This window comes from uncultured Thioclava sp., assembly GCF_913064665.1.
GTDB lineage: Bacteria > Pseudomonadota > Alphaproteobacteria > Rhodobacterales > Rhodobacteraceae > Thioclava > Thioclava arctica.
Window position 1 is genome coordinate 26,856 of sequence record NZ_CAJYBT010000025.1, and the last position, 23,705, is coordinate 50,560.

Sequence of the window (23,705 nt, forward strand, 5' to 3'; positions counted from 1 at the left end):
AGTGCCCTAGCCAGCATTGCCGAATTGATCGAGCAACCGCTTGAGGTAGTCGAGTTCCTCTTCGGGGCGCAACCGATCAGCTGAGCGCCGGCGGATTTCATCCAGCAGGTTTTGCGCGCGCCGATAGACATCCTCGCCTTGCAGCATCTCGCGATCCGTGCCGACTTGCGAGCCGTCACCCTGCGCGCGCCCCAAAGGATCGCGCGCCATCTCGCGGCTGCCATTCTGACCGGCCTGGCCCGCCTGTTCCTGACCGCTTTCGCCCGGCTGGCCTTGTTGGCGCGCCTGATCGCCGCGCATGGCCTGACCCAGTGCGCGCATGCCGTCGCGCAGCGCCTCGATTGCATCGGCCTGACGGTCGATGGCGGTGCTGTTATCGCCCTCGCGCAACGCCTGTTCGGCCTGATCCATGGCGCGCCCGGCATCGCCCAAGCGTTTCTCGGCCTCTTGGCCCGCCTCGCCGCCATAGCCCGGCAACAGGCCTTTCTGGCGGTCCAGTTCGCGGCGCAGATCGCGTTGACGTTGCGCAAGGCTTTGGCCCTGCGTGCCCCCCTGCCCGCCCTCGAGCCCGGGTTGGTCGCCTTGGCCTTGCCCATCGCGCTGCGCCTGATCTTGGCCGCCCGGGCCGGGGCCCTGCTGTGAGCCAGGTTGGTCGCCCTGCCCTTGCTGGCCCTGCTGATCTTGCCCTTGCTGACCCTGCCCTTCTTGCTGGCCCTGCTGGCCTTGGCCCTGCTCAACCTGCTGACCGTTCTCGGCTTGGCGCTGGCGTTCCTCGGGGCTGATGAACTGGTCCTGCAGGTCGCGGAAGGCCTGATCCGACAGGTCTTGCTGCTTTTTCAGCGTGTCTTGCAGGTCGCGCATTGCCTTGCCGCCGGGCGTATCGCCCTGCCCGCCTTGGCCTTGGGTGACCTTGAGGTTCTCCATCATCCGGGCAAGCTGATCGAGCAGTTCTTGCGCCTCGGCCATCCGGCCCTCTTCCATCAACTTCTGGATCTGGTCCATCATCTGTTGAATCTGGTCGCCGGTGATCTGCTGGCTGGGCTGGTTCTGATCGCCAAATTGCGGGCCGTCTTCCTTCTCTTGCGCGCGCTCGGCCAGCATCTTGATGTAATTGTCGGTCGCCTCTTTCAGCTCTTGCATCAGCTTGGCGATCTCGTCTTGGCTGGCGCCGTTGCGGATCGCCTCGGACAGCTTTTCCTGCGCCTTTTGCATCGCGGCCAGCGCATCGGCCAGACCGCCATCCTCGACCAGTTCGGCCATTTGCCACAGCGCCTCGGCAAGCTCGTCGCGCACCTCGGGGGTCAGGTTGGCATCCTGAAGCCGCCCGATCACGAGGCGCATCATCAGATAGACCTCTTCGCGCTTGATGAAGCCTTCATGGCGGTTGGTCAGCGCGCGCAGCAGATCGGCATCATAGCCCGCATTGGCACGCGACCACAGCAAATCACGGCGCACCTCGATCAACGCCGCTGCCAGCGGATCAAAGAACCGTTTGCCCGGCAGAACCATTTCCTGCGTGCCGGTGGTGCCGGTCTGGCCGCGACCATCCTCGACCTCAAGCGTGAGCTTGACGGGCAGGTTCGCCCAAGGATGTTTGGCCGCATCCTCGACCAGATTTTCGGTGAAATCGGCGCGCGATCCGGTGATCGGCATCGGCAGATCATAAACCAGATCGGGGCGCTGTTCGGGGGCCACAGCCAAGCCATAGCGGCGATCCACCTTGGCCAGATCAAGCTGGATCACCGCGCGCCCGGTGGTCACCGCGTAATCGTCTTGTGCCCGGAATGGCTGGGACAGTTTGCCATCGGCGCGTCGCTCGGCGATCTTTTCCAGCGTGACCGTGGGCGCGCTATCGCTCGCGACGACGACATGAAATACCCGCCCCGCGGGCCCTTTGAGGGAGATCACGCCGTTGCGCTCGGCCTCGAATTCATGGGTTTCGATGCCCACGCCCGCCTGTGCCGCGCCCTGTTGGGGCAGTGCCGCAGGGTTGGACACGCTTTGCGAAAACCCGATCGCCCCCGTCGCGCCGTAAAGACGGATCGAGAACCGGGTGCCTTCGGGCACGCTGATCGTGTCGCCCTCAACCTTGTTGAGATAGAGCCCCGGCTTGCCGGTATAGCGCGGCGGCGAGGCCCAGCCCTCCCAGCTTGGGCCCATCGCGGCCTCGGCTGTGCCGGGGGTGCCGGTCATCCCTTCGCTCGGGTGCCAAATGCGTTGGGGCACGCCGAAAATCACCGCTACCACCAGCGCACTCAGCGCAGTCAGGCGCAGCGCATAAGGGTCGCGGCGCGCCAGATCAGGATCGGGGCGCGGGGCGCGGGCAGCGGCGGCAGTCTGTGCCATACGCTGCAAATGCGCGGCCCAAAGTGCGCGCGCCGCCGGGTCATCCCCGCCCAAAGCCATCTCATCGGTCAGCGCCGAAATCGGTCGGCCGGGCAGCGTGGCATCAAGGCGGGCAATCGCTTCGGCGCGGCGCGGCCAGCGCATGGCCCAGACGCCCCAGCCAAGGGCTGCCAGCCCCGCGAGCAGCGCAACAAGCCAGAACCAGCGCGCCGCCGCCCCCAATTCCAGCGGCAGCGCAAACGCCACTGCCGTGATAATCAGCGCCAGCAGCGACAAAAGTGGCCAGAAGGCGCGCAAGCCACGCTCCAACACCATCCCGGCATGGGTCAGCGCAATCGGGCGGGCCAGTCGCGCCAAGGCGCTTTGCTCGCTCCGATCCACGCGCTGTGCGCGCGACATTGCTTTGGCAAACCAGCGTTTAACCGGCATGTCTCCCTTTCACGGGCCGCTGATTCCCGCCCACCGGGTCAGAGCCACTCGGGTATGCTATCGCGCGCCAGCATTTCCGCAAAGGTCGGTCTTGCCCGAATGAGAGCAAATTCGCTGCCCTGCACCAGAACTTCGGGGATCAGCGGGCGCGAGTTATATTCCGACGACATCACCGCGCCATAGGCCCCGGCCGAGCGAAACGCGACCAGATCGCCCGGCGCCAGCGGCGTCATGTCGCGCGCTTTGGCGAATGTATCGCCGGTTTCACAGACCGGACCGACAATGTCATAGGGCGCCGACGGCGTGCCGGGGCTGGGTTCGATCACCGGGACGATATCGTGATGGGCGCCATACATCGACGGACGAACGAGGTCGTTCATCGCCGCATCGAGGATCAGGAAATCGCGCCCCTCACCCTCTTTGAGATGGATCACCGAGGTTACCAAAAGCCCGGCATTGCCCGCGATCAGCCGGCCCGGTTCGATCTCGATCTCGCAGCCCAGATCGCCCAGCGCGCGCTCGATCACTTGCCCGTATTCGATCGGCAGAGGCGGCGCGGAGTTCGACCGCTCGTAAGGAATGCCAAGCCCGCCGCCCAGATCGAGACGACGGATATCATGGCCGTCTTCGCGCAGGGCCAGCGTGAGGTCACGCACCTTGGTAAATGCGGCCTCGAACGGCTCCAGATCCGTCAGTTGGCTGCCAATATGTACATCGACGCCGACCACGTCGATCCCCGGCAATTTCGCCGCCAGCGCATAGACCGCGCGGGCCTTGGCAATCGGGATACCGAACTTGTTTTCCGATTTTCCGGTGGCAATTTTCTCATGCGTCTTGGCGTCCACATCGGGGTTAACGCGCAGCGCAATCGGGGCAGTGACGCCCATCTTTGAGGCAATTTGCGAGATCGCCTCGAGTTCGGGTTCGCTTTCGACATTGAACTGGCGGATGCCGTTTTCGAGCACATAGGTGATTTCTTCGCGGGTCTTGCCGACGCCCGAGAAAACGACCCGGTCACCCGGAACGCCAGCGGCGCGCGCGCGGCGATATTCGCCGCCCGAGACCACATCCATCCCTGCCCCGAGATCGCCCAGCAATTTCAGCACGGCGAGGTTGGAATTGGACTTGATCGCGAAACAGATCAGGTGGTCGGTCCAGTTGAGCGCCTCTTGGAATAGCTTGAAATGGCGCGTCAAAGTCGCTGCTGAATAAACGTAGAACGGCGTGCCGACACTGGCCGCGATTTCGGGCAGAGGCACATCTTCGGCATGCAGAACGCCGTCGCGATACAGAAAATGATCCATGATATCTTCCGGTTACTGGGTGGTGACCTGATCGGGTGGCGTGGGCGCACCGTCGACCCCACAGGCGGTCAGGGCAAAAAGAGAGACAATCAGAAGGGCCGTGAGTTTCATCCCAGTATCTCCTTCCAGCGGGCCACCTGCACGCGCACCTGATCGGGCGCGGTGCCGCCGTAAGATTGGCGCGAGGCCACGGAATTATGCACGCCCAGCACGCCAAACACCGCCTCGGTGATCGCGGGATTGACCGATTGCATCTGCTCCAGCGTCAGATCGGGCAGATCGCAGCCCGCGTTTTCCGCCATCGCGACCAGCGAGCCGGTGACGTGGTGGGCGTCGCGGAAGGGCAAACCCGCCTCGCGCACCAGCCAGTCGGCCAAATCGGTCGCTGTGGAGAACCCGCCCGAAGCAGCGGCCTCGAGATTGGCCTGATGCACCGACAGATCGCCGATCATCCCGGCCATCGCGGCCAGCGCCAGCATCAGGTTGTCGGCAGCATCAAAGACCTGTTCCTTGTCTTCCTGCATGTCCTTGGAATAGGCCAGCGGCAGGCCCTTCATCACGGTAAACAGCGCGACCGAAGCCCCAAGGATGCGCCCGATCTTGGCGCGGATCAACTCGGCGGCGTCGGGGTTGCGCTTTTGCGGCATGATCGAGGAGCCCGTCGACCATTTGTCCGACATCGACACAAAGCGGAACTGCGCCGAGGACCAGATCACGAGCTCTTCGGCAAAGCGGCTCAGATGCACAGCGCAGATCGTCGAAGCCGACAGGAATTCCAGCGCGAAATCACGGTCCGACACCGCATCAAGGCTGTTGGCCATCGGGCGGTCAAAGCCCAAGGCCTGCGCCGTCGCATGGCGGTCAATATTGAACCCGGTGCCCGCCAGCGCTGCCGCGCCCAAGGGGCATTCGTTCATCCGCTTGCGTGCATCCTCAAAGCGGGATTTGTCGCGCGCGAACATCTCGACATAGGCCATCATATGATGACCAAAGGTCACGGGCTGGGCGGTTTGCAGATGGGTAAAACCAGGCATCACCCAATCGGCGCCCGCCTCGGCGCGCGTCACGGCGACGCGGATCAGCGCGTCGAGCGAGGTGATTGCGGCGTCGCATTGCTCGCGCACCCACAGCCGGAAATCGGTCGCGACCTGATCGTTGCGCGAGCGCGCGGTGTGCAGACGCCCCGCTGGCTCGCCAATCAGATCCTTGAGCCGCGCCTCGACATTCATGTGAATGTCTTCGAGCGCGGTCGAAAACGGGAAATCCCCCGCCTCGATTTCTGACAAAACCGTGATCAGCCCTTCCCCGATGGCCTGCGCGTCCTTATCACTAATGATGCCTTGTGCGGCGAGCATCGCAGCATGGGCCCGGCTGCCACGGATATCTTGGGCATAGAGCCGCTGGTCGTAGCCGATGGATGCGTTGATCGCCTCCATGATCGCATCTGGCCCAGCGGCGAAACGCCCGCCCCACATCGCGTTGGAGGCTTGACTGTCTTTGGTGCTATCGGTCATGGTTCGAGCCCTTTTACGGAGGCGATATGTTACGGTTTCTTGTCCTTTATACGGCGCTGGCACTGGGTGCAAATGTTGCGCAAGCTGCCGATCTCAATGCTCTCAAGCAAGGGCAGATGGAATCGCTGGTCACCTATTCCAAACCTTTGCCGGTGCCGCCGTTTTCTTTCGTTGATGACGCGGGGGAAGAACACTCTTTGGCAGAGTATAAAGGCAAGGTGGTGTTGGTGAATTTCTGGGCAACCTGGTGTCCGCCCTGCCGCGAGGAAATGCCCTATCTCAATGCGCTCGAAAAAGAGTTGGGCGGGGATGATTTCGCTGTGGTGGCTATCGCGACGGGCGGGTCAAACTCGCCAGCGAAAGTGGGGGCTTTCTTTGACGATGAAAAGCTCGACGCTATCCCGCGCTTTTACGATCCCGCTGCATTTGCCTCACGCGCGATGGGGGTTTTGGGGCTGCCGGTCTCGGTGCTGATCGACAAAGACGGGCACGAGGTTGGGCGGATGATTGGTGGGGCGCAATGGGATTCGCCCGAGGCCAAGGCGCTGATCAAGGCGATGATCACAGACTGAGAGGTCAGCAAACGGGCAGCGCGCGATCAAGGCGCGTCTGCCCCGGAGCGATCCTCAATCTCAAAGCGCCCGCGCGCCGCCCTTGATTTCATGGTCATGCACGGGCAGACGTGGAGTTCAAACACCGCTGAGCAATTCAAGTGTGCCAGCGTGGTTTGATCAAGAAACGCGCCTAGGCAGCCTTGGATTGGCGCAGATATCGGGTCATTGCCTGCTCAATCTCTTCGGACAAGCGCATGATCGATTCCAAGCGCCCTTTGATGTCGTCATGAAACCCGTCGAGTTGATCGATTGTCGCGCTCAACCCGCCAGAATTATCGCGCATCCGGCCACACTCGACCCGTCCAAGTACCCGGATCGTATCGAGCCCCAGCATCTGGCGCCGAATCTCGCGGCTTTGCTGGGTCAGTTGAGCGGCAATCGCAGCAGCCTTTCCCATGACTGCGCGCGCATCATTTGACGCCTTTTGCTCTAGCTCATTCAACAACTCACGCTCTTTCACCCAATCAATGCCCTCAACCGGCACCACCTGCTCGAGTTTCGCATTCATCTCGGACAGCACGCGGCTGCTACCCAGCAAGAACAACGCCCGCGCCACCTCGCGCGACATTTGATCGCAAATATTGCCATCCCCGGCAACGAAGCTGCGCAAACGATCGGAAATCACCACAGAGGACGCTTTGTAATTCTCGGAAATCGCCGAGACCGGCCCCCCAGAGGGCTCTAGCCGCGAAGCGACAATGCGCATATTATTGGGTACGGATTGCAGCGCCTCAAAACTGCGCAGCAAGCCGACTTGTTCCTTTGTGGCGCGCACCATCGCAGTGTTCATCTCAGCCAAAACTTGGGTGCGCGGATCGACCGTGCGGCGCAATTGGCGGTCCCGCGCGGCCAATTCATGGCCCAAGGCATGGGCCATGAAATTGGTATAGCTTGAAAACCCGTCCGCCTCAGCGCCCCGACGCAGCATTCCGGCACTTTCCTCGGGATCGATTTTCTCAACGCGTTCGCGTTCGGAAAACGTCGCGTAGGATCGTCTCATCTTGTCAGACAGATCACTGACCGGCTTTAGCCGCACCGATAAAAAACCGCCATCAATCGGCAGGACTATAGCGAAAACCCAGTACCAGCCCCCTGATTTTGATCTATTTTTGACATAGGCGCCCATCGGGTAGCCTTTTTGGATCGCATCCCACAGGATCCGAAACACGGCCCGCGGCGTATCTGGGTGACGTACGATTTTATGTGGCGCCCCCAAAAGATCGCCCCATTCAAACCCTGAGACCCGGCGGAACACTTCGTTGCCCGAAAGAATTACACCGCGCGTATCGGTACGCGAATAAAATAGCTCTTCAAGCTGGAAGGGCATTTCCCCGGCGTGGCGTTCTGCGGTTTCGACTTGATGGCTCATCTGACCCTCGGCTGCTGCGACTCGCCTGAAGGTAGCGCGCGAAACTTACCGAAGCATTTACGCCAAAGCGGATTTGTTGCGCCCATTAACCACGTCGGGAAAGAGGCAGGCTCTTTTACTGCTTATTAGCGCCTCTATTCCAAATTAGGCGGTGTTGGTGATGGAGTGGAACATGACGAATCGCGAAGAGCCAGATCAAGAGCCTATAAGTGCAGAGCTGAGAAGCCCGCTTGCTTATGCCGTGGCAGAACGAGACCGCCAGACCATCGCCTTGGTGCGCGACGCGATTGCGCGCCGCGACGTCTTGCTAGCCTATCAACCCGTCGTGCAAACCACGCGTCCCGACCGCCCCGCCTTTTATGAAGGGCTGATCCGCGTGCTTGATGAATCCGGTCGCATCATCCCCGCCAAGGATTTCATCGAAAGCGTCGAGATAACGGAATTGGGCCGCAAGCTGGACTGTCTGGCGATCGAGATGGGGCTTGGCGCGCTTTTGGAGAATGACAGCCTGCGCCTTGCGATCAATATGTCAGCGCGATCTATCGGCTATCCGGCCTGGATGAAGGCCCTCAATCGCGGGCTGGCGATTGACGAAACCATCGCCGATCGCCTGATTTTGGAGATCACCGAAAGTTCGGCGATGCTCATGCCTGAACTGGTGAGTGTCTTCATGGAGGATTTGCAGGCGCGCGGCGTCAGTTTTGCCTTGGATGACTTCGGGGCGGGCTACACCTCGTTTCGCCATCTGCGCGAGTTCTATTTCGACATTCTCAAGATCGACGGGCAGTTCATTCGTGGTATCGCGCGCGATCCCGACAATCAGGCGCTGACGAAATCGCTTATCGATATTGCGCGTCATTTCGAAATGTTCACGGTCGCGGAATCTGTCGAGAATTCACAAGATGCAGAGTATCTCGCCCAGATCGGCGTCGATTGTCTGCAGGGCTTTTACTTCGGCGTCCCTACGGTGCGCCCGCCCTGGAGCACGGCTCTGCCATCTGCGCGCAAGACGGCCTGACCGACCGGGTTTGGGCCAAAAGGCCTCCCATCCAAGGGATATTCGTCGCGCAACAAAATTGCGCGACCCAAGTTGTCTGCGAGCGTTTCGACTTGACCTGACCCGCGCATCCGCCATGCTGCGCGCCAGCAGGCGGGCGCAATTGCACGCCGCCAACTTCGTGATGAGGAGGATCCCATGACCAATGTCGTCATCGTCTCGGCCGCGCGCACAGCCGTCGGTTCGTTTAACGGTTCGTTCGCAAATATTCCCGCCCATGACCTAGGCGCGACGGCCATCGAAGCCGTGATCGCGCGGGCTGGCATTGACAAAGCTGAGGTATCTGAAACCATTCTGGGGCAGGTGCTGACAGCCGGTCAAGGGCAAAACCCGGCCCGCCAAGCCCATATCAATGCAGGGCTGCCCATCGAATCCGCCGCTTGGTCGATCAACCAGGTTTGTGGGTCTGGGTTGCGCACGGTGGCGCTTGGCGCACAGCATATCATGCTGGGCGATGCGCAGATTGTGGTCGCAGGCGGTCAGGAAAGCATGTCGCTGAGCCCCCATGTCGCGCATCTGCGCGCGGGCCAGAAAATGGGCGACATGAAGATGATCGACTCGATGATCAAAGATGGTCTTTGGGATGCGTTCAACGGCTATCACATGGGTCAAACCGCCGAGAATGTCGCAAATCAGTGGCAAATCTCGCGCGAGCAGCAGGATGAATTCGCCCTCGCGAGCCAGAACAAGGCAGAGGCTGCGCAGAAGGCGGGCAAGTTCGTCGACGAGATCACGCCCTTCACCGTCAAGACCCGTAAGGGCGAGACGGTCGTGGATCAGGACGAATATATCCGTTACGGCGCCACGCTTGAAAGCATGCAAAAGCTGCGCCCAGCCTTTACCAAGGACGGTTCGGTCACGGCGGGTAACGCTTCGGGGTTGAATGACGGGGCGGCGATGGTGTTGCTGATGACCGAGGAAGAGGCCGCCAAACGCGGGCTGACGCCACTGGCGCGCATCGCGTCATATGCGACGGCCGGTCTGGATCCCTCGATCATGGGCTGTGGGCCAATCCCCTCCTCGCGCAAGGCGCTGGAAAAAGCGGGTTGGAAGCCGGGCGATCTGGACCTGATCGAGGCCAACGAGGCCTTTGCTGCGCAGGCCTGTGCGGTGAACAAGGATTTGGGCTGGGATACGTCGAAGGTGAACGTCAATGGCGGCGCGATTGCCATCGGTCACCCGATTGGTGCTTCGGGCGCACGCATCCTCAACACGCTCCTGTTCGAGATGAAACGCTCGGGCGCGAAAAAAGGTCTGGCCACGCTGTGCATCGGCGGAGGCATGGGCGTTGCGATGTGCATCGAAGGCCTGTGAGCGAAATCTTCCCCCTAAATGAAACCGAGGCGCGCAACTTTGTTGCGCGCCTCAATTCTTTTCGGTAACACCGTTTCAACGGGAGTTAATTTGAGGAGGCACCATCATGTCCAGAGTTGCACTGGTCACCGGCGGCACACGTGGTATCGGAGCGGCGATTTCAGCCGCGTTAAGCGAGGCAGGCTACACTGTTGTGGCCAACTATGCCGGCAATGACGATGCGGCGGCGAAGTTCACCGAAGAAACCGGAATCAAGGCCTATAAATGGTCCGTCGCGGATTACGACGGCTGCGCGGCCGGGATCGCGAAAATCGAGGAGGAGATCGGCCCGATCGACGTGCTGGTCAACAATGCAGGCATCACTCGCGATGCACCCTTTCACAAAATGACGCGTGAGCAGTGGAATGAGGTGATCGACACCAATCTGAGCGGCGTGTTCAACATGACCCACCCGCTATGGACGCGGATGCGCGATCGCAAGTTCGGTCGTATCGTTAATATCTCGTCGATCAACGGCCAGAAGGGGCAATTTGCGCAGGCCAATTACTCGGCGGCGAAGGCGGGCGATCTGGGCTTTACCAAGGCGTTGGCGCAAGAAGGTGCGCGCGCCAATATCACCGTGAATGCGATCTGCCCCGGCTATATCGCGACCGAAATGGTGATGGCCGTGCCCGAAAAGGTGCGCGAATCTATCATCGGTCAGATCCCCGTCGGTCGTCTGGGCGAGCCGTCCGAGATCGCGCGCGCCGTGGTGTTCTTGGCCTCCGATGATGCGGGCTTTATCACCGGATCGACGATCACGGCGAATGGCGGGCAATATTTCGTCTGATTTCGTCTCTGGTCAAGACAACCCGAGGCCCGCAGAATGCGGGCCTCTATCATTGGGGGATATATGACGCGTCGCAAAGCGAGTTTCATCGGGTTTACGGCGGTGCTGTTGTGGTCGCTGCTGGCGCTGTTCACCGTTGGATCGGCCCCGGTGCCGCCGTTACAGCTTAACGCAATGTGCTTTGCGATTGGTGGTGCGATCGGAGTGATCTGGCTGATAGCGACCGGAAGCTTGCATCAACTGCGCGCGGTCGCGTGGCCGGTCTATGTGGCGGGCACCGCGGGGCTGTTTGGCTATCATTTGTTGTATTTCTCAGCGCTACGTCTGGCGCCCCCTGCGCAGGCCGGGCTGATCGCCTATCTTTGGCCACTGTTGATCGTGCTGTTTTCCGGGCTGCTGCCGGGGGAGCGGCTGACTTTTTGGCATATCGCGGGCGCGCTGATCGCCTTTATGGGCGCTGCGCTGATTTTAGGCGGAGGGATTGCGGCTGATCGCAGTGCCCTGCCCGGATATGCGCTTGCTGGATTATGCGCCCTGACCTGGTCAAGCTATTCCCTGCTTTCGCGCCGGTTCGGACATGTCCCAACGGCGGCTGTTGCGATCTATTGTCTGGCGACATCGGCATTGTCGGGGGCGGCGCATCTGGCGTTGGAGCCCACGATCTGGCCGCAGAACACGCTGGGTTGGGCCGCAGTGCTGGGGCTGGGGCTTGGTCCGGTTGGATTGGCGTTTTACACGTGGGATTTGGGTGTTAAGCGCGGCGATATACAGCTTCTGGGCACAGCATCCTACGCAGCCCCACTGATCTCGACTTTGGTTTTGGTGGCGGTGGGGATCGCACCGGCAAGCCCGGTTTTGCTGATATCAGCGGTGTTGATTGCGGGCGGGGCTTTGCTTGCGGCGATCGGGGCGCGGCACAAAATTGACCCAGCCCCCGTGCCTGTAACCGAGCCGCCGCAGGCGGCGACCCGGAATTCGTGAGAGGGGACCTTCAGGCCTGTTCAAGGCGGTGAATTTGTTCTTTCAGTTGGAGCTTTTGCTTCTTCATGCGAGCAATCTCAAGGTCGTTGGCACCCGGGCTTCGAGCAGCGCGCTCTACCTCCGACGCCAAAGCTTCATGTTTCTTGCGAAGTTCGGTGATGTGCGAACCTAGCGACATGGCAATCTCCTCTTTGGTTGTCAGCCTATTGATTGCACCACAGGTTTTGAGTCGTGTCACGAGTTTGTCGCAAAAAGTCGGTGCACCCCCAGTTTTCTCGCCAAATCTTGCGAAAACGTTAACGCGATATGAGCAATTTTTGACCGTCGCGCAGAATTTCGCGCGCAACATCTGACAAATCTTCCGCATCTTGTGTATGATGCGTCGCGCCATGCACAATCAGCGGCGCAAGAAGCACCAACGGTGCGCGCGCGCCCTTGCGGGCCTGTACGATGACGCGGCGTGCGGGGCGTCCAACTCGCGGGGCTATCGGCAAGACAGTGATCGCGCCCGCCCGCCCCTTCAGCCCTTCAAGAATATCGGCCAATCGGTCTGCCTGCTGGATCAGCGTCATCACCCCCTCGGGGCGCAGTCGCCGCAACCCGGCATCCAACCAATGCGCAAGCGGCGTCGCCTCTCGCAGCGCATATTCGCGTTCGCGATCATTGGCGGGCGTGCCGCTTTGGGCGATGAAATAGGGCGGGTTGGCGATGACATGATCAAAGCTGCGCGCGCGCAAATCAGCCGGCATCTGCGCCAGATCGCCCTCAAACACCTCAAGCACTTGCGTGTTGGCCTGCGCATTGGCGCGCGCAAGGGCTGCATAGCGCGGCTGCACCTCAAGCCCGGCTTGCACCAGCCCGGCCACGCGCGCCCCCAGACAGAGGCTGGCAACACCCGCACCACAGCCCAGTTCCAGAACCGACTGACCCGCATGCGCATCACAGGCCGCCGCAAGAAACACTGCATCCATCGCCGAGCGGTAACCGCTTTTGGGCTGCGCAATGCGCAACCGACCGCCCAAGAACCCGTCCTCGGTCAGATCCGCAGGCGCAAACATCAATCCGGCCCGATCTCATTGTCGCGCAAGACGACCTGAGCCATGAACAGCTCACCATCGCGCACCATCAGGCGGCGCGGCAAAATGCCCAAGGACCCTTCGAGAACGCTCATATGGACGTCCATCTGGAAGGCTTCTATACCCTCGCCTCTCAGCAGCGATGCCGCAAAAGCGAGTTTGACAGGGTCGGTGCTACGCAATAGCTCTTTCATGTCCCTCCCATACGGCCCCTTGCGAGGGCTGTCGAGATGGGGCTAGAGCGGAAGGATGACAATGAGCCTCGATGACAAGACCGAAAAACCGCATGACCGGCTGGCAAAAGCACTGGAAGCGGATCTGAGCGCAACCGATGCGCTGATCTTGCAACGTATGGCGTCTGAAAACGCCCCGCGCATTCCCGAAGTGACCGCGCATCTTGTGGGCGCTGGCGGCAAGCGGTTGCGCCCGATGCTGACAATCGCAGCGGCGCGGCTATGCGGCTATCAGGGCAGCCTGCATCACAATCTGGCGGCGGCGGTCGAGTTCATTCACACCGCAACCCTGCTGCACGACGACGTGGTCGATGAAAGCAAGCAGCGCCGCGGGCGGCCCACGGCGAACCTGCTATGGGACAATAAATCCAGCGTGCTGGTGGGCGATTATCTGTTCGCTCGCTCGTTTCAGTTGATGACGGACACGCAGAACTTGCGGGTGCTGTCGATCCTGTCCAACGCGAGCGCCGTGATTACCGAGGGCGAGGTGCTGCAACTCAGCGCCGCCGAAGACCTCGCGACCACCGAGGACACCTATTACAAGGTCGTGCGCGGCAAGACCGCGGCGCTATTCTCGGCCTCGGCAGAGGCCGGTGCGGTGCTGGCAGGAGCCCCCGAAGAGCAAATCTCGGCGCTGCATGACTATGGCGAAAGCCTCGGGATTGCGTTTCAAGTGGTCGATGATCTGCTGGATTATCTCAGCGATGCCAAGACGATGGGTAAGAATGTCGGCGACGATTTCCGCGAGCGCAAACTGACGCTGCCGGTGATCAAGGCCGTGGCGAAGGCCACGCCCGAGGAGCGCGCCTTTTGGATGCGTGTGATCGACAAAGGCGATCAGCATGAGGGCGATCTGGAACATGCGTTGGAGCTGATGAAGGCGCATGGCAGCTTGGAAGAAACCCGTCAGGCTGCCATCGGCTGGGCCGATCGAGGCCGCGCGCGGCTTGCGATTCTGCCAGCTGGGGATTTGCGCGACATGCTGGACGATCTGGCGGATTACGTTGTGGCCCGGCTACGCTAAACGGCTTGGGGCGCGGCGCCGATCCGGGGCTGCGCTGCCCAAGGCAGCGTTCGTGCGGCCCCGATTACGCTGTATCATGGCAGGCTTGGATAGGCGTTTGAACCCGCTACTAGGCAAAGAACCTGCCAATGGGGCATAAGCTTGCGTGCGGAAAAACACCCGCTCGCAAATTGGAATATAAATACATTTGTTTTCATATACTTATATTCGACTCGATTAGCAAAAACATCATAAGCACACACTCTGACGGCATAAGTATGCAATGTTTGATGCCTTACACGGCAAACAAAAAGGCCCGCGAAATGCGGACCTAGAGCAGCTCAGAAATTAGTAAGGGCTTTCAGCTGTCGCCTTTGCGTTGGTTCAATAGAACGATCGGGTCGAATGCCTCTGCGCAATCATCGACTTCTAAAGGCGAGACCCCCTGCGGCATCGCGTGGATGCGCGAAAAGATCTGGTAAAAATGATCGATGGGGCACCTTGAATCCCCACGGGTTTGTCGGAGACCATCAACTTAAGCAAGGAGGATGGCCTCCGACAGAAAGCAAAATGGCAAATCGCTCCCCACCGGTGGTCCGGGCACGAGCGGTCCGGATGGCGTTCGAGCATACGAGACGCAGGCGGACGCGATCACGGCCATTGCCCCCAAGATCGACTGCATTCCACAGATATTGCGTCAATGGGTCAAGCAGGCCGCGAAGGACGGCGGTATGTGCGACGGCGTGACAACCGAAGAACGCGACCGGATCAAAGAGCATAAACGGGAGGTTCGCGATCTGCTTCAGGCATCAGCTTATTTTGCTCAGGCCCCTCTCGCGGCTTGAAGACAAACCGCTGCCGGGCGGCGGGAACGCGATCGCCCACTGAAGCGATGATCGGCTTCATTGACGATCAGCGTGTTGTTTACCGAGTCATGTCGATCTGCCGATTGCACCCTCCATTGCCCGGCAGGAGCTTGTGCAGCAACCTGCCGAGAGGGGACATGTCTCCCTCACCTAACGTGCCAAGCCGCCCGTTCCAAAGCCTCGGCGCAGCAACAGCGGAATACAGGGCTGCGTCCGGAACTCAAACGGATTTGGGAGGAAAATGATCAGGGCTAAGGGGTTTGCAAAGCGTGGCACCAGATGAAGCGTAAAGGCTGCGCTCTGGCGCCCTGCACAGTGGAACGTCTCATGTGTCTGACGTCAGCGCTCTTGGGGCTGATTTGAGGATTTGAACAACGGAGGGTTTCTGGTTCATCCTAGCCTTTAAGGAACGAAGGTGAACAAGAAGCCAGAAACTTCGAAGGATGCAGCTGACAAGCTGGTCAAGAACATTCGCCGCAAGACCCGCCAGACCTATTCAGCAGCAAAGAGGATCCGCAGTGTCTTGGCCGGGTTGCGCGGCGAGGAAAGCCTCTCTGTACTGTGTCGTCGCGCGGGTATTGCTAAGAGCTTGTATTTTAGCTGGTCAAAGGAATTTTTGGAGGCGGGCAAGCGGCGGTTATCGGGCGACACGGCGCGTCAAGCGTCTTCGTCTGAGGTGAAGGAGTTGCGATCCGAGGCGCTGGCTCTGAAGAAATGCGGGGCCGATCTCACCTTGAAAACCGCCTGCTCAAGAAAGGAGGACAGGTCCCTCTCGGTGATGCAGCGTATCACCTGCCGGGTAACAGCTGGGGGGGACAGGCATGAGATTCTTGGCATCCGAGAAGTTGGAGAGCCTTCGCACGCTCGAAGGGTCGCATCTGCCCTCCAAAAAGACGCTTGATATGCTGGGCATCCCGCGCACTACATTTTATCGGTGGTACGATCGGTATCTCGAGGGTGGATTTGGCCCTTTGAAGAGAGGCCGCAACCCCACGCCCCCATCAGACGTCGAACCCGATGTCGGCCAGCGTGGAGCCCATTTTTCCGGCAGGTAAGCCGCGATCTGAGTGCGTCCAAAGCAGGGGTATTTCGTGAAAACGCGGCCTATTTCGTTCATCAATGCCACGTTTCCACATTCATTCCGACTGGGGGATGATCGGCGGATCTTCAGCAGCCTTCGCTGCTTCGTCAGGCTTAAATCAGTGCGGTCTGGCCTGATCATCGCTTTGCGTTCCCGCAGGCTCATCGCATCAGCCCTTGCGACAAAAATCGTTTTCGACCGCCAATTTTCCGATCTTCGCATGGAGTTTTTTGACTTCGGCCTCGGTGCCTTCGGCACACCTGGATTTGTCAGAGAATACGCCAGTCAGGTCATCAATCGCCTGCCGTTTCCATATCGCCACCTGCGTTGGCTGGATCTTGTGCTTGACTGCAATCTCTTGCGCCGTCTTGTCTCCACACAGCGTCTCAAGCGCTACCATCACCTTAAACTTGTCCGAAAAACTGCGCCTCTTTGTCATGCGTGGATCTTGTCGTCTTGGTGGGATACATCTTAGCATGCTATCCGATCTTGCCGGCACCCTTCGTCCTTCCAAGGTCCTGACCTGCTGGGTGATCTCTCAGAGCGCGTGTCGAAGGATCCGGATCAATGCCTCGTGGCTTAGCGTCACTGGGTTTCCTGCCATCGATGAACTTGATTGCGCGAGACGCGCGGTCTCGTCGCAGTCATTCGGGTCAAAACCCATTGCTGAAAGATGGGAAAGCCCCCAATCGTCGATCCGTTTTTCAAGCGCAGAAAAGGCATCGGCCCTGGCGACACCAAGCGCTGCCCCCAACCAGTCAGCGACCGCACCCAACCGCTCTATCAGAGCGGTATTACCCGACGCGGCCGCCTGATTAGCCAAAAGAACACCCGGCAGAAGCCTGCCACATAATGCGCCATGCCCTGCGTTGCTCCGTCCGCCGACAACGCCCGCAATGCCGTGGACTGCGCCCAGGCCAGCATTCGCCAGCGCGATTCCACCAAAAAAGCTTGCGCGCGCCATATCATCGCGTGCGGCGGGCTTTTCTTCTTCCATCAGCTGCGCAAGTGCGCCGATCGCGCGCGGAATTGCCTCACGGCAGAGCGCATCGGTGAGGATATTCGCACGGCTGCTGACGAAGGGCTCAATCACTTGCGTCAGCGCATCCAGACCTGAAGACAGTGTCACGGTGTGCGGACAATCATCGGTCAGGGCGGGGTCGATCAGAGCCAGATCTGCCAACATTCGATCGTCCCGCAAGCTGACTTTGCGCCTGTGTTCGGGAAAGGAAATAACAGCGTTTTTTGTGGCTTCTGCCCCGGTGCCAGCAGTGGTCGGGATAGCCACGAAGGGCAGTGGTGCGCGGTCCAGTGACCGCCCGTCGCCTACAATCTCGAAATGGACCAGCGGATCAGCGGCGCCTTGTGCCAAAGCCGCCAACGCCTTGCCAAGATCAATGGCGGAGCCGCCGCCGACAGCCACGACGCAATCGGGCGCCAAAGTGCGGATGTTGTCGAGGGCCGCTACGAGGTCAGGAAAAGAAGGTTCCCCCATAGAGACAACTGTCTCGACCATCGCCCCCTTCTTGCGCAGGTCATCTTGCAAAGTGTCTGCCCACGCAACCGAGCGCCCACGCACCAACACGATACGCTTTCCCAAACGACATATCTCGTCGACAGCCTCTGTACGTTTGCCACGTCCAAAGATGATCTTAGCGGGAAGCTTCAAAGAGAAGGCCATCATGCACCTGTGCCGAATTCGATTGTTGCTTGGACCGCACGTTTCCACGCGGCATAGCGCTGATCGCGCGCGGCCTCATCCATCTGCGGATCGAATTGCCGCTCGAGCTTCCAACTTTGCGCAAATTCTTCAGGCTCTGGATAGATTCCGGCTTTGTAGCCCGCAAGCCACGCTGCGCCAAGTGCTGTGATCTCAAGCACTTCGGGCCGATCTACCGGCGCGCCGAGAATATCGGCCAGAAATTGCATCGCCCAGTCCGAGTCCGTCACGCCACCATCGACACGCAGGATGGGCCGGGTATCGTCTGACCAATCTGCCTGCATCGCTTCCAACAGGTCGCGGGTCTGGAAACCCACCGATTCTAGCGCCGCGCGCGCAAACTCGGCGGGGCCCGAATTCCGGGTCAGGCCAAAGACTGCGCCACGACAATCGGGGTTCCAATATGGCGCTCCAAGGCCAGTGAAGGCGGGCACGATGATGACCTCTTGTTCCGGGTCGGCGGTGCTTGCAAGCTCTTGAGTCTGGCGCGCGTGTTCAATGATATCGAGCCCATCGCGGAGCCAATGGACCACCGCGCCCGCAATGAAGATCGAGCCCTCAAGCGCATAGGTGACCTTGCCGTCCAACTGATAGGCGATGGTCGTCAGAAGGCGATTTTCCGAGCGCACCATCTGATCGCCCGTATTCAGAAGGGCGAAACAGCCCGTCCCAAAGGTCGATTTCAGCATTCCGGGTTTGAAACATGCCTGCCCTACGGTTGCGGCCTGTTGATCGCCCGCAACGCCGAGGATCGGGATTTCCGCGCCGAAGAAATCGCTCTGCGTGGTGCCGAAATCAGCGGCGCAGTCCTTGACCTGGGGTAACATGTTGATCGGGATTTCAAGCTTGGCGGCGATCGTCGGGGACCAGCGCCCTTTGACAATATCATAGAGCATCGTGCGCGCGGCGTTCGTCGCGTCGGTCACATGCGCCACGCCGCCTGTAAGATTCCAGATCAGCCAGCTGTCGATCGTGCCGAAGGCAAGCTTTCCGGCCTCGGCTTTCTCGCGTGCGCCATCGACGTTTTCCAGCAGCCAGCGCAGTTTTGTGGCCGAGAAATAGGGATCGATGATGAGGCCGGTGCGCGTGGTGACAGTTTCTTCGAACCCATCCTTATGCAGGCTGTGGCAATAGTCCGAAGTCCGGCGGTCTTGCCAGACGATTGCGTTGTGGATGGGCAGGCCCGTTTCGCGGTCCCACACCACCGTGGTTTCGCGCTGATTGGTGATGCCGATGCCCGCGACCTGATCGGGCGTGATCCTGGCTTTCTTTATCGCTTCGCGCGCTGTCGTCAGAACGCTTTCCCAGATTTCCATCGCGTCATGTTCGACCCAGCCCGGATGCGGAAAATGCTGCGCAAACTCGGTCTGTGCACTGGCCAACGGCCGCAAATCGTTGCCGAAGACAATCGCACGTGAGGACGTTGTGCCCTGATCAATCGCTAAAATATGGGGCATGCTCTGCGATCCGGAACCTGTGAGACTTAGGGATGCGAGGCGCTACGAACGCATATGCCGGAACGCATCGGTGCAAAGAGGCCGAGGCGTTGCCCCGGCCTCCTGTCTTATCGTGGACGATTACTCATTCCAGCTTTTGACCAGCTCGTCGTAGCTCACTGTCACCGGCTGCTCACGCTCGTTATCAAGCTTGAGCTTGGGCGACTGCGAACCGTTCTCGACCGAATAGTTGTGCCACCAGGCAAGATCGTGCTTGTCGGCCAGTTTCGGGCCTTTGTCGCCCTGAACGCCCGAACGCTCGATCCGGCCCATCACCTTCTCTTGTGCGTCGCACAGCGAATCCATCGCTTCTTGCACGGTTTTTGCACCAGAGGACGCATCGCCGATATTCTGCCACCAGAGCTGTGCCAGCTTGGCATAGTCCGGCACATTGGTGCCCGTCGGCGTCCACTGAACGCGCGCGGGCGAGCGATAGAATTCGACCAAACCACCCAGATCAGGCGCGCGCTTGGTAAAGCTCTTGTCCTGAATCGTGCTTTCGCGAATGAAGGTCAAACCGACCTGGCTTTTCTTCACATCGACCAGCTTCGAAGTCACGAACTGCGCATAGAGCCAAGCGGCCTGTGCGCGCTTGAGCGGCGTCGACTTCATCAACGTCCACGAGCCCACATCCTGGTAGCCAAGCTTCATGCCCTTTTCCCAGTAGGGACCGTGCGGCGAGGGCGCCATACGCCATTTCGGCGAGCCATCCTCATTCACGACTGGCAGGCCGGGCTTCACCATATCGGCGGTGAAGGCGGTATACCAGAACGCCTGCTGGGCAACCTCCCCCTGTGCGGGCACCGGGCCAGCTTCACCAAAGGTCATGCCTTCGGCCGATGGCGGGGCGTAGTTCTTGAGCCAGTCGATATATTTCTGCACCGCATAGACGGCGGCCGGACCGTTGGTCGCGCCACCGCGATCAACGCAAGAGCCGACCGGCTGATCGTTCTCATTGACGCGGATGCCCCATTCATCGACCGGTTTGCCGTTGGGCAAGCCCTTGTCGCCCTCACCCGCCATCGACAGCCACGCATCGGTGAAGCGCCAGCCAAGTGAGGGGTCTTTCTTGCCGTAATCCATGTTGCCATAGACTTTTTTCGGCCCGCCAATATAGGACATGTCGCGCCCGGTGAAGAACTTGGCGATGTCTTCATAGGCCGCCCAGTTGACCGGCACACCCAGATCATAGCCGTATTCCTTTTTGAAGTCGGCTTTGGTCTTGGCGTCGTTGAACCAGTCGTACCGGAACCAGTAAAGGTTCGCGAATTGCTGGTCGGGCAACTGATACAACTTGCCATCGGGCGCGGTGGTAAAGCTGAGTCCGATGAAGTCGTTGAGATCGAAGTACGGATCGGTCACAGCCTTGCCGTCGCCCGCCATCCAGTCGGTCAGGTTGCGCACCTGGCCATAGCGCCAATGCGTCCCGATAAAGTCGGAATCGTTGACATAGGCGTCATAGATGTTCTCGCCAGTCTGCATCTGGGTCTGGATCTTCTCGACCACATCGCCTTCCTGAATCACGTCATGGATGACCTTGATCCCGGTGATCTTGGAAAACCACGGCGCCAGCACCTTGGATTCATAGGCATGCGTGGTGAGCGATTCCGACACGACGTGAATTTCCATGCCCTGATAGGGCTGGGCCGCGTCGACGAACCATTGCATTTCTTTTTCGGCATCGGCGCGTGACAGCGTGGTCATATCCCCGATCTCTTGATCAAGGAACGCCTTGCCTTCGGTCATGTCGGCAAATGCCGGCGAGCCGATGCACAGCACCAAGGCCATTGCAGTTGTTAAGTGTAGTCTCATAGTTTCTCCTCCCTGAGTATCTATGTTGTCGTAAGCGTCACCCGTCTCAGACCCAACGGAACACGGCGGCGGCGAAGATCAGGCTAACAACAAGCCCTCCCCAAACCGCTGTGCCCACAAGGCCAAGCCAGATCAGATTGAGAAACGCCGCACTGAGCAGGCTGATGAACAGCCGGTCGCCACGCGTGGTTTCAATGCGCAGCAAGCCCATACGGGGCGTTTCTGGATACCTTATCGCCAGCACCGAGAAGATCAGCAGCAGCGCTGCGATCACGATGAAGAACGTCGCCGTTGGCCAAGTCCATGCCATCCAACTCATTGTCGAACTCCTTCAAACCCGGCCCAGGGCAAAGCCCTTGGCGATGTAGTTGCGGACGAAATAGATCACGAGCGCGCCGGGGATGATGGTCAGCACACCAGCTGCCGCCAGCAGCCCCCAATCCACCCCCGAGGCCGAGACCGTACGTGTCATCGTGGCGGCAATCGGCTTGGCATCGACCGACGTCAAGGTTCGGGCCAACAGCAGCTCGACCCAGCTGAACATAAAGCAGAAAAAGGCGGTGACGTTATCAAACGAACAGTCACTGCCATGAGCGAAATCAATACCTCAAGTAAGAAAATTTCAGACATCATTACCACTATCGATGGTATTGCATTCCAAACCAACCTGCTGGCCTTGAATGCAGCGGTGGAAGCAGCCAGAGCTGGAGACCAGGGTCGTGGTTTTGCCGTTGTTGCGAGTGAAGTACGTAACCTGGCACAACGTACTGCCGAAGCAGCCAAAGAAATCAAAGTTTTAATTAGCGATAGTGTCGAAAAAGCCGAAGCCGGTACCAAACTTGTTGATGAATCGGGTGTTACTCTGCAAGAAATTGTTGATGGCACCAAAAAAGTTGCCGATATCATTGTTGAGATCAACGCAGCCAGTCAGGAACAAACGTCCAGCATTGATCAGATCAATAAAACCATTACTCAGATGGATGACATGACGCAACAAAACGCTTCCATGGTTGAGGAATCTGCGTCGGCAAGTCGTTCTGTAGAAGATCAGGCCAATACGCTAAATAAACTCATGGAGTTTTTCAATGTGACCAATTCTGTGCTCACATCAAGTTCCGCCAAAAAAGTAACAACGACTAGTAGCGCATCACAAACCAAAATAGCTGAACGGCCTTTAGCCCCTGCGCCACAGGCGCAGCTACATAAGCCTGCAGCTCAGCCTAAAAAGATTGCCGCTAGCACCGCTGAAGAGGATTGGGCTGAATTCTAGCAATTAGCGCGACATCTGAAATTAAAAGCCGGATCATGTATCCGGCTTTTTTTTGCCTGCTCACGCCTCCAATATATCGCTGCACATTGACCACGATCAAACTCCCTGTCTATATAATTGTCTAAAATAATAGCGAAACCTAAATAACAACGAGGCAAGTTAATGCACCACCCACTGATTGAAGAATTTACTGAATACAAAGACCAGCTGCACGAATTAAAAATGAGCAACTCTCATTTCAGACGTTTGGCGCATGAATATGAGGGCATTGATAAGTCGGTCTCACGTGCAGAGCAAGGTATTGAGACGGTTAACGATGAATATCTTTCAGAAATAAAAAAAGAACGACTACACCTGAAAGATCTGATTTTTCAGATGCTGAGAAATAAATAACACCATATAGGAAGGAACAATGCCCTCTTTTGATAATGTAAAAACACAACTGCTCTCTTTACGTGAGGAATATATGCGTCGAATTGATGCTATTGAAGTTGAGACTCATCACAAGGAGGAAGCGGTTGAAAAAGACTTTGCCGAGCAGGCCACTCAAAGTGAGAACGATGATGTTCTTGCAGCTCTTGATGATGAAGCGCAACTGATGGTGATGCAAATTGATGCGGCGCTAGGTCGGATTGAATCAGGCAGTTATGGCCTGTGTAAATCATGCAGTGAATCGATTCTAGAAAAACGCTTGCAAGCCGTTCCTTTTGCGGAGATGTGCATAGCGTGCGCAGAGAAAGCTTCAGGCTGATTTGCATTTTAAAACTTAAAAAGGCCGAGATATTTTCTCGGCTTTTTTTATGCGCTAAAAAATCATATTTGCCGGCATGAAACTATTTAGTGTCATCGCCCTCTCAGTCATAACAATTAATGAGACAGAGACAACAATAATGAAAAAATTATTTCTGAGCATGATTTTCCTTTCTGGCCTGACAGGCACAGTTGGCATTCATGCTTCTGAAAATGCAAACGCCACTTTTGCCGGCGGCTGCTTCTGGTGCATGGAACCACCCTTCGACACACTCGATGGCGTCCTCTCCACCACCTCCGGTTATACCGATGGCAAGAAAATAAACCCTACTTACAAAGAAGTCTCAGCTGGCGGCACGGGACACACCGAAGCGATTCAAATTAAATACGATGCTTCGAAAATCAGCTATGAAGAGCTACTGGCCGTATTTTGGAAAAATATCGACCCAACCGCCAAAAACGCCCAGTTTTGTGACCACGGCACTCAGTACCGCAGCGGCATCTACTACCACGATGAAGATCAATGCAAAACGGCTGAAGCTTCATTGAGATCACTCGATCAGGACAAATCATTCAAAAACGACATTGTCACCGGGCTGAGAGCCGCCACCACCTTCTACCCCGCTGAGGACTACCATCAG

At 58.6% G+C, this 23,705-nt stretch carries 22 protein-coding genes and 3 pseudogenes; 12 read left to right on the top strand and 13 right to left on the bottom strand.

All coding sequences use genetic code 11. The features are described from left to right. Window positions 1-6 precede the first annotated feature (6 nt). The 3 genes from QZ571_RS11650 to argH form a co-directional block, all read right to left on the bottom strand. Complete coding sequence (locus QZ571_RS11650) at window positions 7-2,775, bottom strand: DUF4175 domain-containing protein (protein ID WP_295534827.1); 2,769 nt, start codon at window positions 2,773-2,775, stop codon at window positions 7-9. A 38-nt stretch (window positions 2,776-2,813) separates the two neighbouring features. Beyond that, the gene (lysA, locus tag QZ571_RS11655; protein WP_295534830.1) at window positions 2,814-4,079 is read right to left on the bottom strand and encodes a diaminopimelate decarboxylase; all 1,266 of its coding nucleotides are present in this window, start codon (window positions 4,077-4,079) and stop codon (window positions 2,814-2,816) included. Window positions 4,080-4,186: 107 nt separating this feature from the next. Further along, window positions 4,187-5,593: an argininosuccinate lyase gene (gene argH / locus QZ571_RS11660; RefSeq protein ID WP_295534834.1), complete on the bottom strand. Its 1,407-nt coding sequence runs from the start codon at window positions 5,591-5,593 to the stop codon at window positions 4,187-4,189. Between the two features lie 26 nt (window positions 5,594-5,619). Between argH and QZ571_RS11665 the strand changes: the two genes are divergently transcribed. Next, window positions 5,620-6,165, top strand: coding sequence for a TlpA disulfide reductase family protein (locus tag QZ571_RS11665; RefSeq protein ID WP_295534838.1), 546 nt, complete (start codon window positions 5,620-5,622; stop codon window positions 6,163-6,165). 172 nt (window positions 6,166-6,337) lie between these two features. On the opposite strand, the gene QZ571_RS11670 is transcribed toward QZ571_RS11665, so the two are convergent. Further along, a complete protein-coding gene (locus QZ571_RS11670) occupies window positions 6,338-7,576 on the bottom strand; it encodes a PAS domain-containing protein (RefSeq protein WP_295534841.1) in 1,239 nt (412 codons plus the stop codon). Window positions 7,577-7,748: 172 nt separating this feature from the next. Here QZ571_RS11670 and QZ571_RS11675 point away from each other — a divergent pair, with 172 nt between their 5' ends. The 4 genes from QZ571_RS11675 to QZ571_RS11690 all read left to right on the top strand — a co-directional run bounded on the left by QZ571_RS11675 (window position 7,749) and on the right by QZ571_RS11690 (window position 11,757). Continuing rightward, window positions 7,749-8,594 (top strand): EAL domain-containing protein, encoded by an 846-nt coding sequence (locus QZ571_RS11675; RefSeq protein ID WP_295534843.1) that lies wholly within the window; start codon window positions 7,749-7,751, stop codon window positions 8,592-8,594. Between the two features lie 177 nt (window positions 8,595-8,771). Further along, complete coding sequence (locus QZ571_RS11680) at window positions 8,772-9,947, top strand: acetyl-CoA C-acetyltransferase (protein WP_295534846.1); 1,176 nt, start codon at window positions 8,772-8,774, stop codon at window positions 9,945-9,947. Between the two features lie 106 nt (window positions 9,948-10,053). Continuing rightward, window positions 10,054-10,776 (top strand): acetoacetyl-CoA reductase, encoded by a 723-nt coding sequence (gene phbB, locus QZ571_RS11685; RefSeq protein ID WP_295534849.1) that lies wholly within the window; start codon window positions 10,054-10,056, stop codon window positions 10,774-10,776. A gap of 63 nt (window positions 10,777-10,839) precedes the next feature. Then, window positions 10,840-11,757, top strand: a complete 918-nt coding sequence (locus QZ571_RS11690; protein WP_295534852.1) for an EamA family transporter — start codon at window positions 10,840-10,842, stop codon at window positions 11,755-11,757. A 10-nt stretch (window positions 11,758-11,767) separates the two neighbouring features. On the opposite strand, the gene QZ571_RS11695 is transcribed toward QZ571_RS11690, so the two are convergent. The 3 genes from QZ571_RS11695 to QZ571_RS11705 form a co-directional block, all read right to left on the bottom strand. Next, window positions 11,768-11,935, bottom strand: coding sequence for a YdcH family protein (locus QZ571_RS11695; protein WP_295534855.1), 168 nt, complete (start codon window positions 11,933-11,935; stop codon window positions 11,768-11,770). A 118-nt stretch (window positions 11,936-12,053) separates the two neighbouring features. Next, a complete protein-coding gene (locus QZ571_RS11700) occupies window positions 12,054-12,815 on the bottom strand; it encodes a methyltransferase (protein ID WP_295534858.1) in 762 nt (253 codons plus the stop codon). Beyond that, window positions 12,815-13,027, bottom strand: a complete 213-nt coding sequence (locus QZ571_RS11705) for a DUF2007 domain-containing protein (protein ID WP_295534860.1) — start codon at window positions 13,025-13,027, stop codon at window positions 12,815-12,817. The genes QZ571_RS11700 and QZ571_RS11705 overlap by 1 nt, the downstream gene beginning before the upstream one ends. A gap of 61 nt (window positions 13,028-13,088) precedes the next feature. On the opposite strand from QZ571_RS11705, the gene QZ571_RS11710 reads away from it, so the two are divergent. From QZ571_RS11710 to QZ571_RS11720, 3 genes and pseudogenes are all read left to right on the top strand, one after another. Then, window positions 13,089-14,090 carry a polyprenyl synthetase family protein gene (locus QZ571_RS11710; RefSeq protein ID WP_295534863.1) on the top strand — a complete coding sequence of 334 codons (1,002 nt, stop codon included), beginning with the start codon at window positions 13,089-13,091 and terminating at the stop codon, window positions 14,088-14,090. A 549-nt stretch (window positions 14,091-14,639) separates the two neighbouring features. Continuing rightward, window positions 14,640-15,265 (top strand): annotated as a pseudogene (locus tag QZ571_RS11715) (hypothetical protein); the annotation flags it as partial. Window positions 15,266-15,350: 85 nt separating this feature from the next. Next, window positions 15,351-15,897: pseudogene (locus QZ571_RS11720) on the top strand (transposase); the annotation flags it as partial. 288 nt (window positions 15,898-16,185) lie between these two features. Here QZ571_RS11720 and QZ571_RS11725 read toward each other — a convergent pair. The 6 genes and pseudogenes from QZ571_RS11725 to QZ571_RS11750 all read right to left on the bottom strand — a co-directional run. Then, window positions 16,186-16,455, bottom strand: a complete 270-nt coding sequence (locus tag QZ571_RS11725) for a transposase (protein ID WP_295534866.1) — start codon at window positions 16,453-16,455, stop codon at window positions 16,186-16,188. A 99-nt stretch (window positions 16,456-16,554) separates the two neighbouring features. Then, a complete protein-coding gene (locus QZ571_RS11730; protein WP_295534868.1) occupies window positions 16,555-17,700 on the bottom strand; it encodes an iron-containing alcohol dehydrogenase in 1,146 nt (381 codons plus the stop codon). After that, a complete protein-coding gene (gene glpK, locus QZ571_RS11735) occupies window positions 17,697-19,193 on the bottom strand; it encodes a glycerol kinase GlpK (RefSeq protein ID WP_295534871.1) in 1,497 nt (498 codons plus the stop codon). Before glpK ends, QZ571_RS11730 begins: the two co-directional genes overlap by 4 nt. Before the next feature lie 120 nt (window positions 19,194-19,313). Further along, complete coding sequence (locus tag QZ571_RS11740; RefSeq protein ID WP_295534874.1) at window positions 19,314-21,044, bottom strand: ABC transporter substrate-binding protein; 1,731 nt, start codon at window positions 21,042-21,044, stop codon at window positions 19,314-19,316. A 46-nt stretch (window positions 21,045-21,090) separates the two neighbouring features. Continuing rightward, window positions 21,091-21,363 carry a DUF2160 domain-containing protein gene (locus QZ571_RS11745; RefSeq protein ID WP_295534877.1) on the bottom strand — a complete coding sequence of 91 codons (273 nt, stop codon included), beginning with the start codon at window positions 21,361-21,363 and terminating at the stop codon, window positions 21,091-21,093. 12 nt (window positions 21,364-21,375) lie between these two features. Beyond that, window positions 21,376-21,609: pseudogene (locus QZ571_RS11750) on the bottom strand (carbohydrate ABC transporter permease); the annotation flags it as partial. Window positions 21,610-21,633: 24 nt separating this feature from the next. Between QZ571_RS11750 and QZ571_RS11755 the strand changes: the two are divergent. The 4 genes from QZ571_RS11755 to msrA all read left to right on the top strand — a co-directional run. Continuing rightward, entirely contained in the window at window positions 21,634-22,314 is a 681-nt protein-coding gene (locus tag QZ571_RS11755) for a methyl-accepting chemotaxis protein (protein ID WP_295534879.1), read from the top strand. A 162-nt stretch (window positions 22,315-22,476) separates the two neighbouring features. Next, window positions 22,477-22,707: a DUF465 domain-containing protein gene (locus QZ571_RS11760; protein ID WP_295534882.1), complete on the top strand. Its 231-nt coding sequence runs from the start codon at window positions 22,477-22,479 to the stop codon at window positions 22,705-22,707. 19 nt (window positions 22,708-22,726) lie between these two features. Beyond that, window positions 22,727-23,065, top strand: coding sequence for a TraR/DksA C4-type zinc finger protein (locus tag QZ571_RS11765; protein ID WP_295534885.1), 339 nt, complete (start codon window positions 22,727-22,729; stop codon window positions 23,063-23,065). A gap of 139 nt (window positions 23,066-23,204) precedes the next feature. Further along, window positions 23,205-23,705 (top strand): peptide-methionine (S)-S-oxide reductase MsrA (msrA, locus tag QZ571_RS11770; RefSeq protein WP_295534887.1); only part of this gene is annotated, 501 nt, incomplete at its 3' end.

Excerpts from the sequence above, each read along its gene's own strand:
- QZ571_RS11650 (WP_295534827.1), bottom strand. The coding sequence starts at position 2,775 with ATGCCGGTTAAACGCTGGTTTGCCAAAGCAATGTCGCGCGCACAGCGC.
- lysA (WP_295534830.1), bottom strand. The coding sequence starts at position 4,079 with ATGGATCATTTTCTGTATCGCGACGGCGTTCTGCATGCCGAAGATGTG.
- argH (WP_295534834.1), bottom strand. The coding sequence starts at position 5,593 with ATGACCGATAGCACCAAAGACAGTCAAGCCTCCAACGCGATGTGGGGC.
- QZ571_RS11665 (WP_295534838.1), top strand. The coding sequence starts at position 5,620 with ATGTTACGGTTTCTTGTCCTTTATACGGCGCTGGCACTGGGTGCAAAT.
- QZ571_RS11670 (WP_295534841.1), bottom strand. The coding sequence starts at position 7,576 with ATGAGCCATCAAGTCGAAACCGCAGAACGCCACGCCGGGGAAATGCCC.
- QZ571_RS11675 (WP_295534843.1), top strand. The coding sequence starts at position 7,749 with ATGACGAATCGCGAAGAGCCAGATCAAGAGCCTATAAGTGCAGAGCTG.
- QZ571_RS11680 (WP_295534846.1), top strand. The coding sequence starts at position 8,772 with ATGACCAATGTCGTCATCGTCTCGGCCGCGCGCACAGCCGTCGGTTCG.
- phbB (WP_295534849.1), top strand. The coding sequence starts at position 10,054 with ATGTCCAGAGTTGCACTGGTCACCGGCGGCACACGTGGTATCGGAGCG.
- QZ571_RS11690 (WP_295534852.1), top strand. The coding sequence starts at position 10,840 with ATGACGCGTCGCAAAGCGAGTTTCATCGGGTTTACGGCGGTGCTGTTG.
- QZ571_RS11695 (WP_295534855.1), bottom strand. The coding sequence starts at position 11,935 with ATGTCGCTAGGTTCGCACATCACCGAACTTCGCAAGAAACATGAAGCT.
- QZ571_RS11700 (WP_295534858.1), bottom strand. The coding sequence starts at position 12,815 with ATGTTTGCGCCTGCGGATCTGACCGAGGACGGGTTCTTGGGCGGTCGG.
- QZ571_RS11705 (WP_295534860.1), bottom strand. The coding sequence starts at position 13,027 with ATGAAAGAGCTATTGCGTAGCACCGACCCTGTCAAACTCGCTTTTGCG.
- QZ571_RS11710 (WP_295534863.1), top strand. The coding sequence starts at position 13,089 with ATGAGCCTCGATGACAAGACCGAAAAACCGCATGACCGGCTGGCAAAA.
- QZ571_RS11725 (WP_295534866.1), bottom strand. The coding sequence starts at position 16,455 with ATGACAAAGAGGCGCAGTTTTTCGGACAAGTTTAAGGTGATGGTAGCG.
- QZ571_RS11730 (WP_295534868.1), bottom strand. The coding sequence starts at position 17,700 with ATGATGGCCTTCTCTTTGAAGCTTCCCGCTAAGATCATCTTTGGACGT.
- glpK (WP_295534871.1), bottom strand. The coding sequence starts at position 19,193 with ATGCCCCATATTTTAGCGATTGATCAGGGCACAACGTCCTCACGTGCG.
- QZ571_RS11740 (WP_295534874.1), bottom strand. The coding sequence starts at position 21,044 with ATGAGACTACACTTAACAACTGCAATGGCCTTGGTGCTGTGCATCGGC.
- QZ571_RS11745 (WP_295534877.1), bottom strand. The coding sequence starts at position 21,363 with ATGAGTTGGATGGCATGGACTTGGCCAACGGCGACGTTCTTCATCGTG.
- QZ571_RS11755 (WP_295534879.1), top strand. The coding sequence starts at position 21,634 with ATGAGCGAAATCAATACCTCAAGTAAGAAAATTTCAGACATCATTACC.
- QZ571_RS11760 (WP_295534882.1), top strand. The coding sequence starts at position 22,477 with ATGCACCACCCACTGATTGAAGAATTTACTGAATACAAAGACCAGCTG.
- QZ571_RS11765 (WP_295534885.1), top strand. The coding sequence starts at position 22,727 with ATGCCCTCTTTTGATAATGTAAAAACACAACTGCTCTCTTTACGTGAG.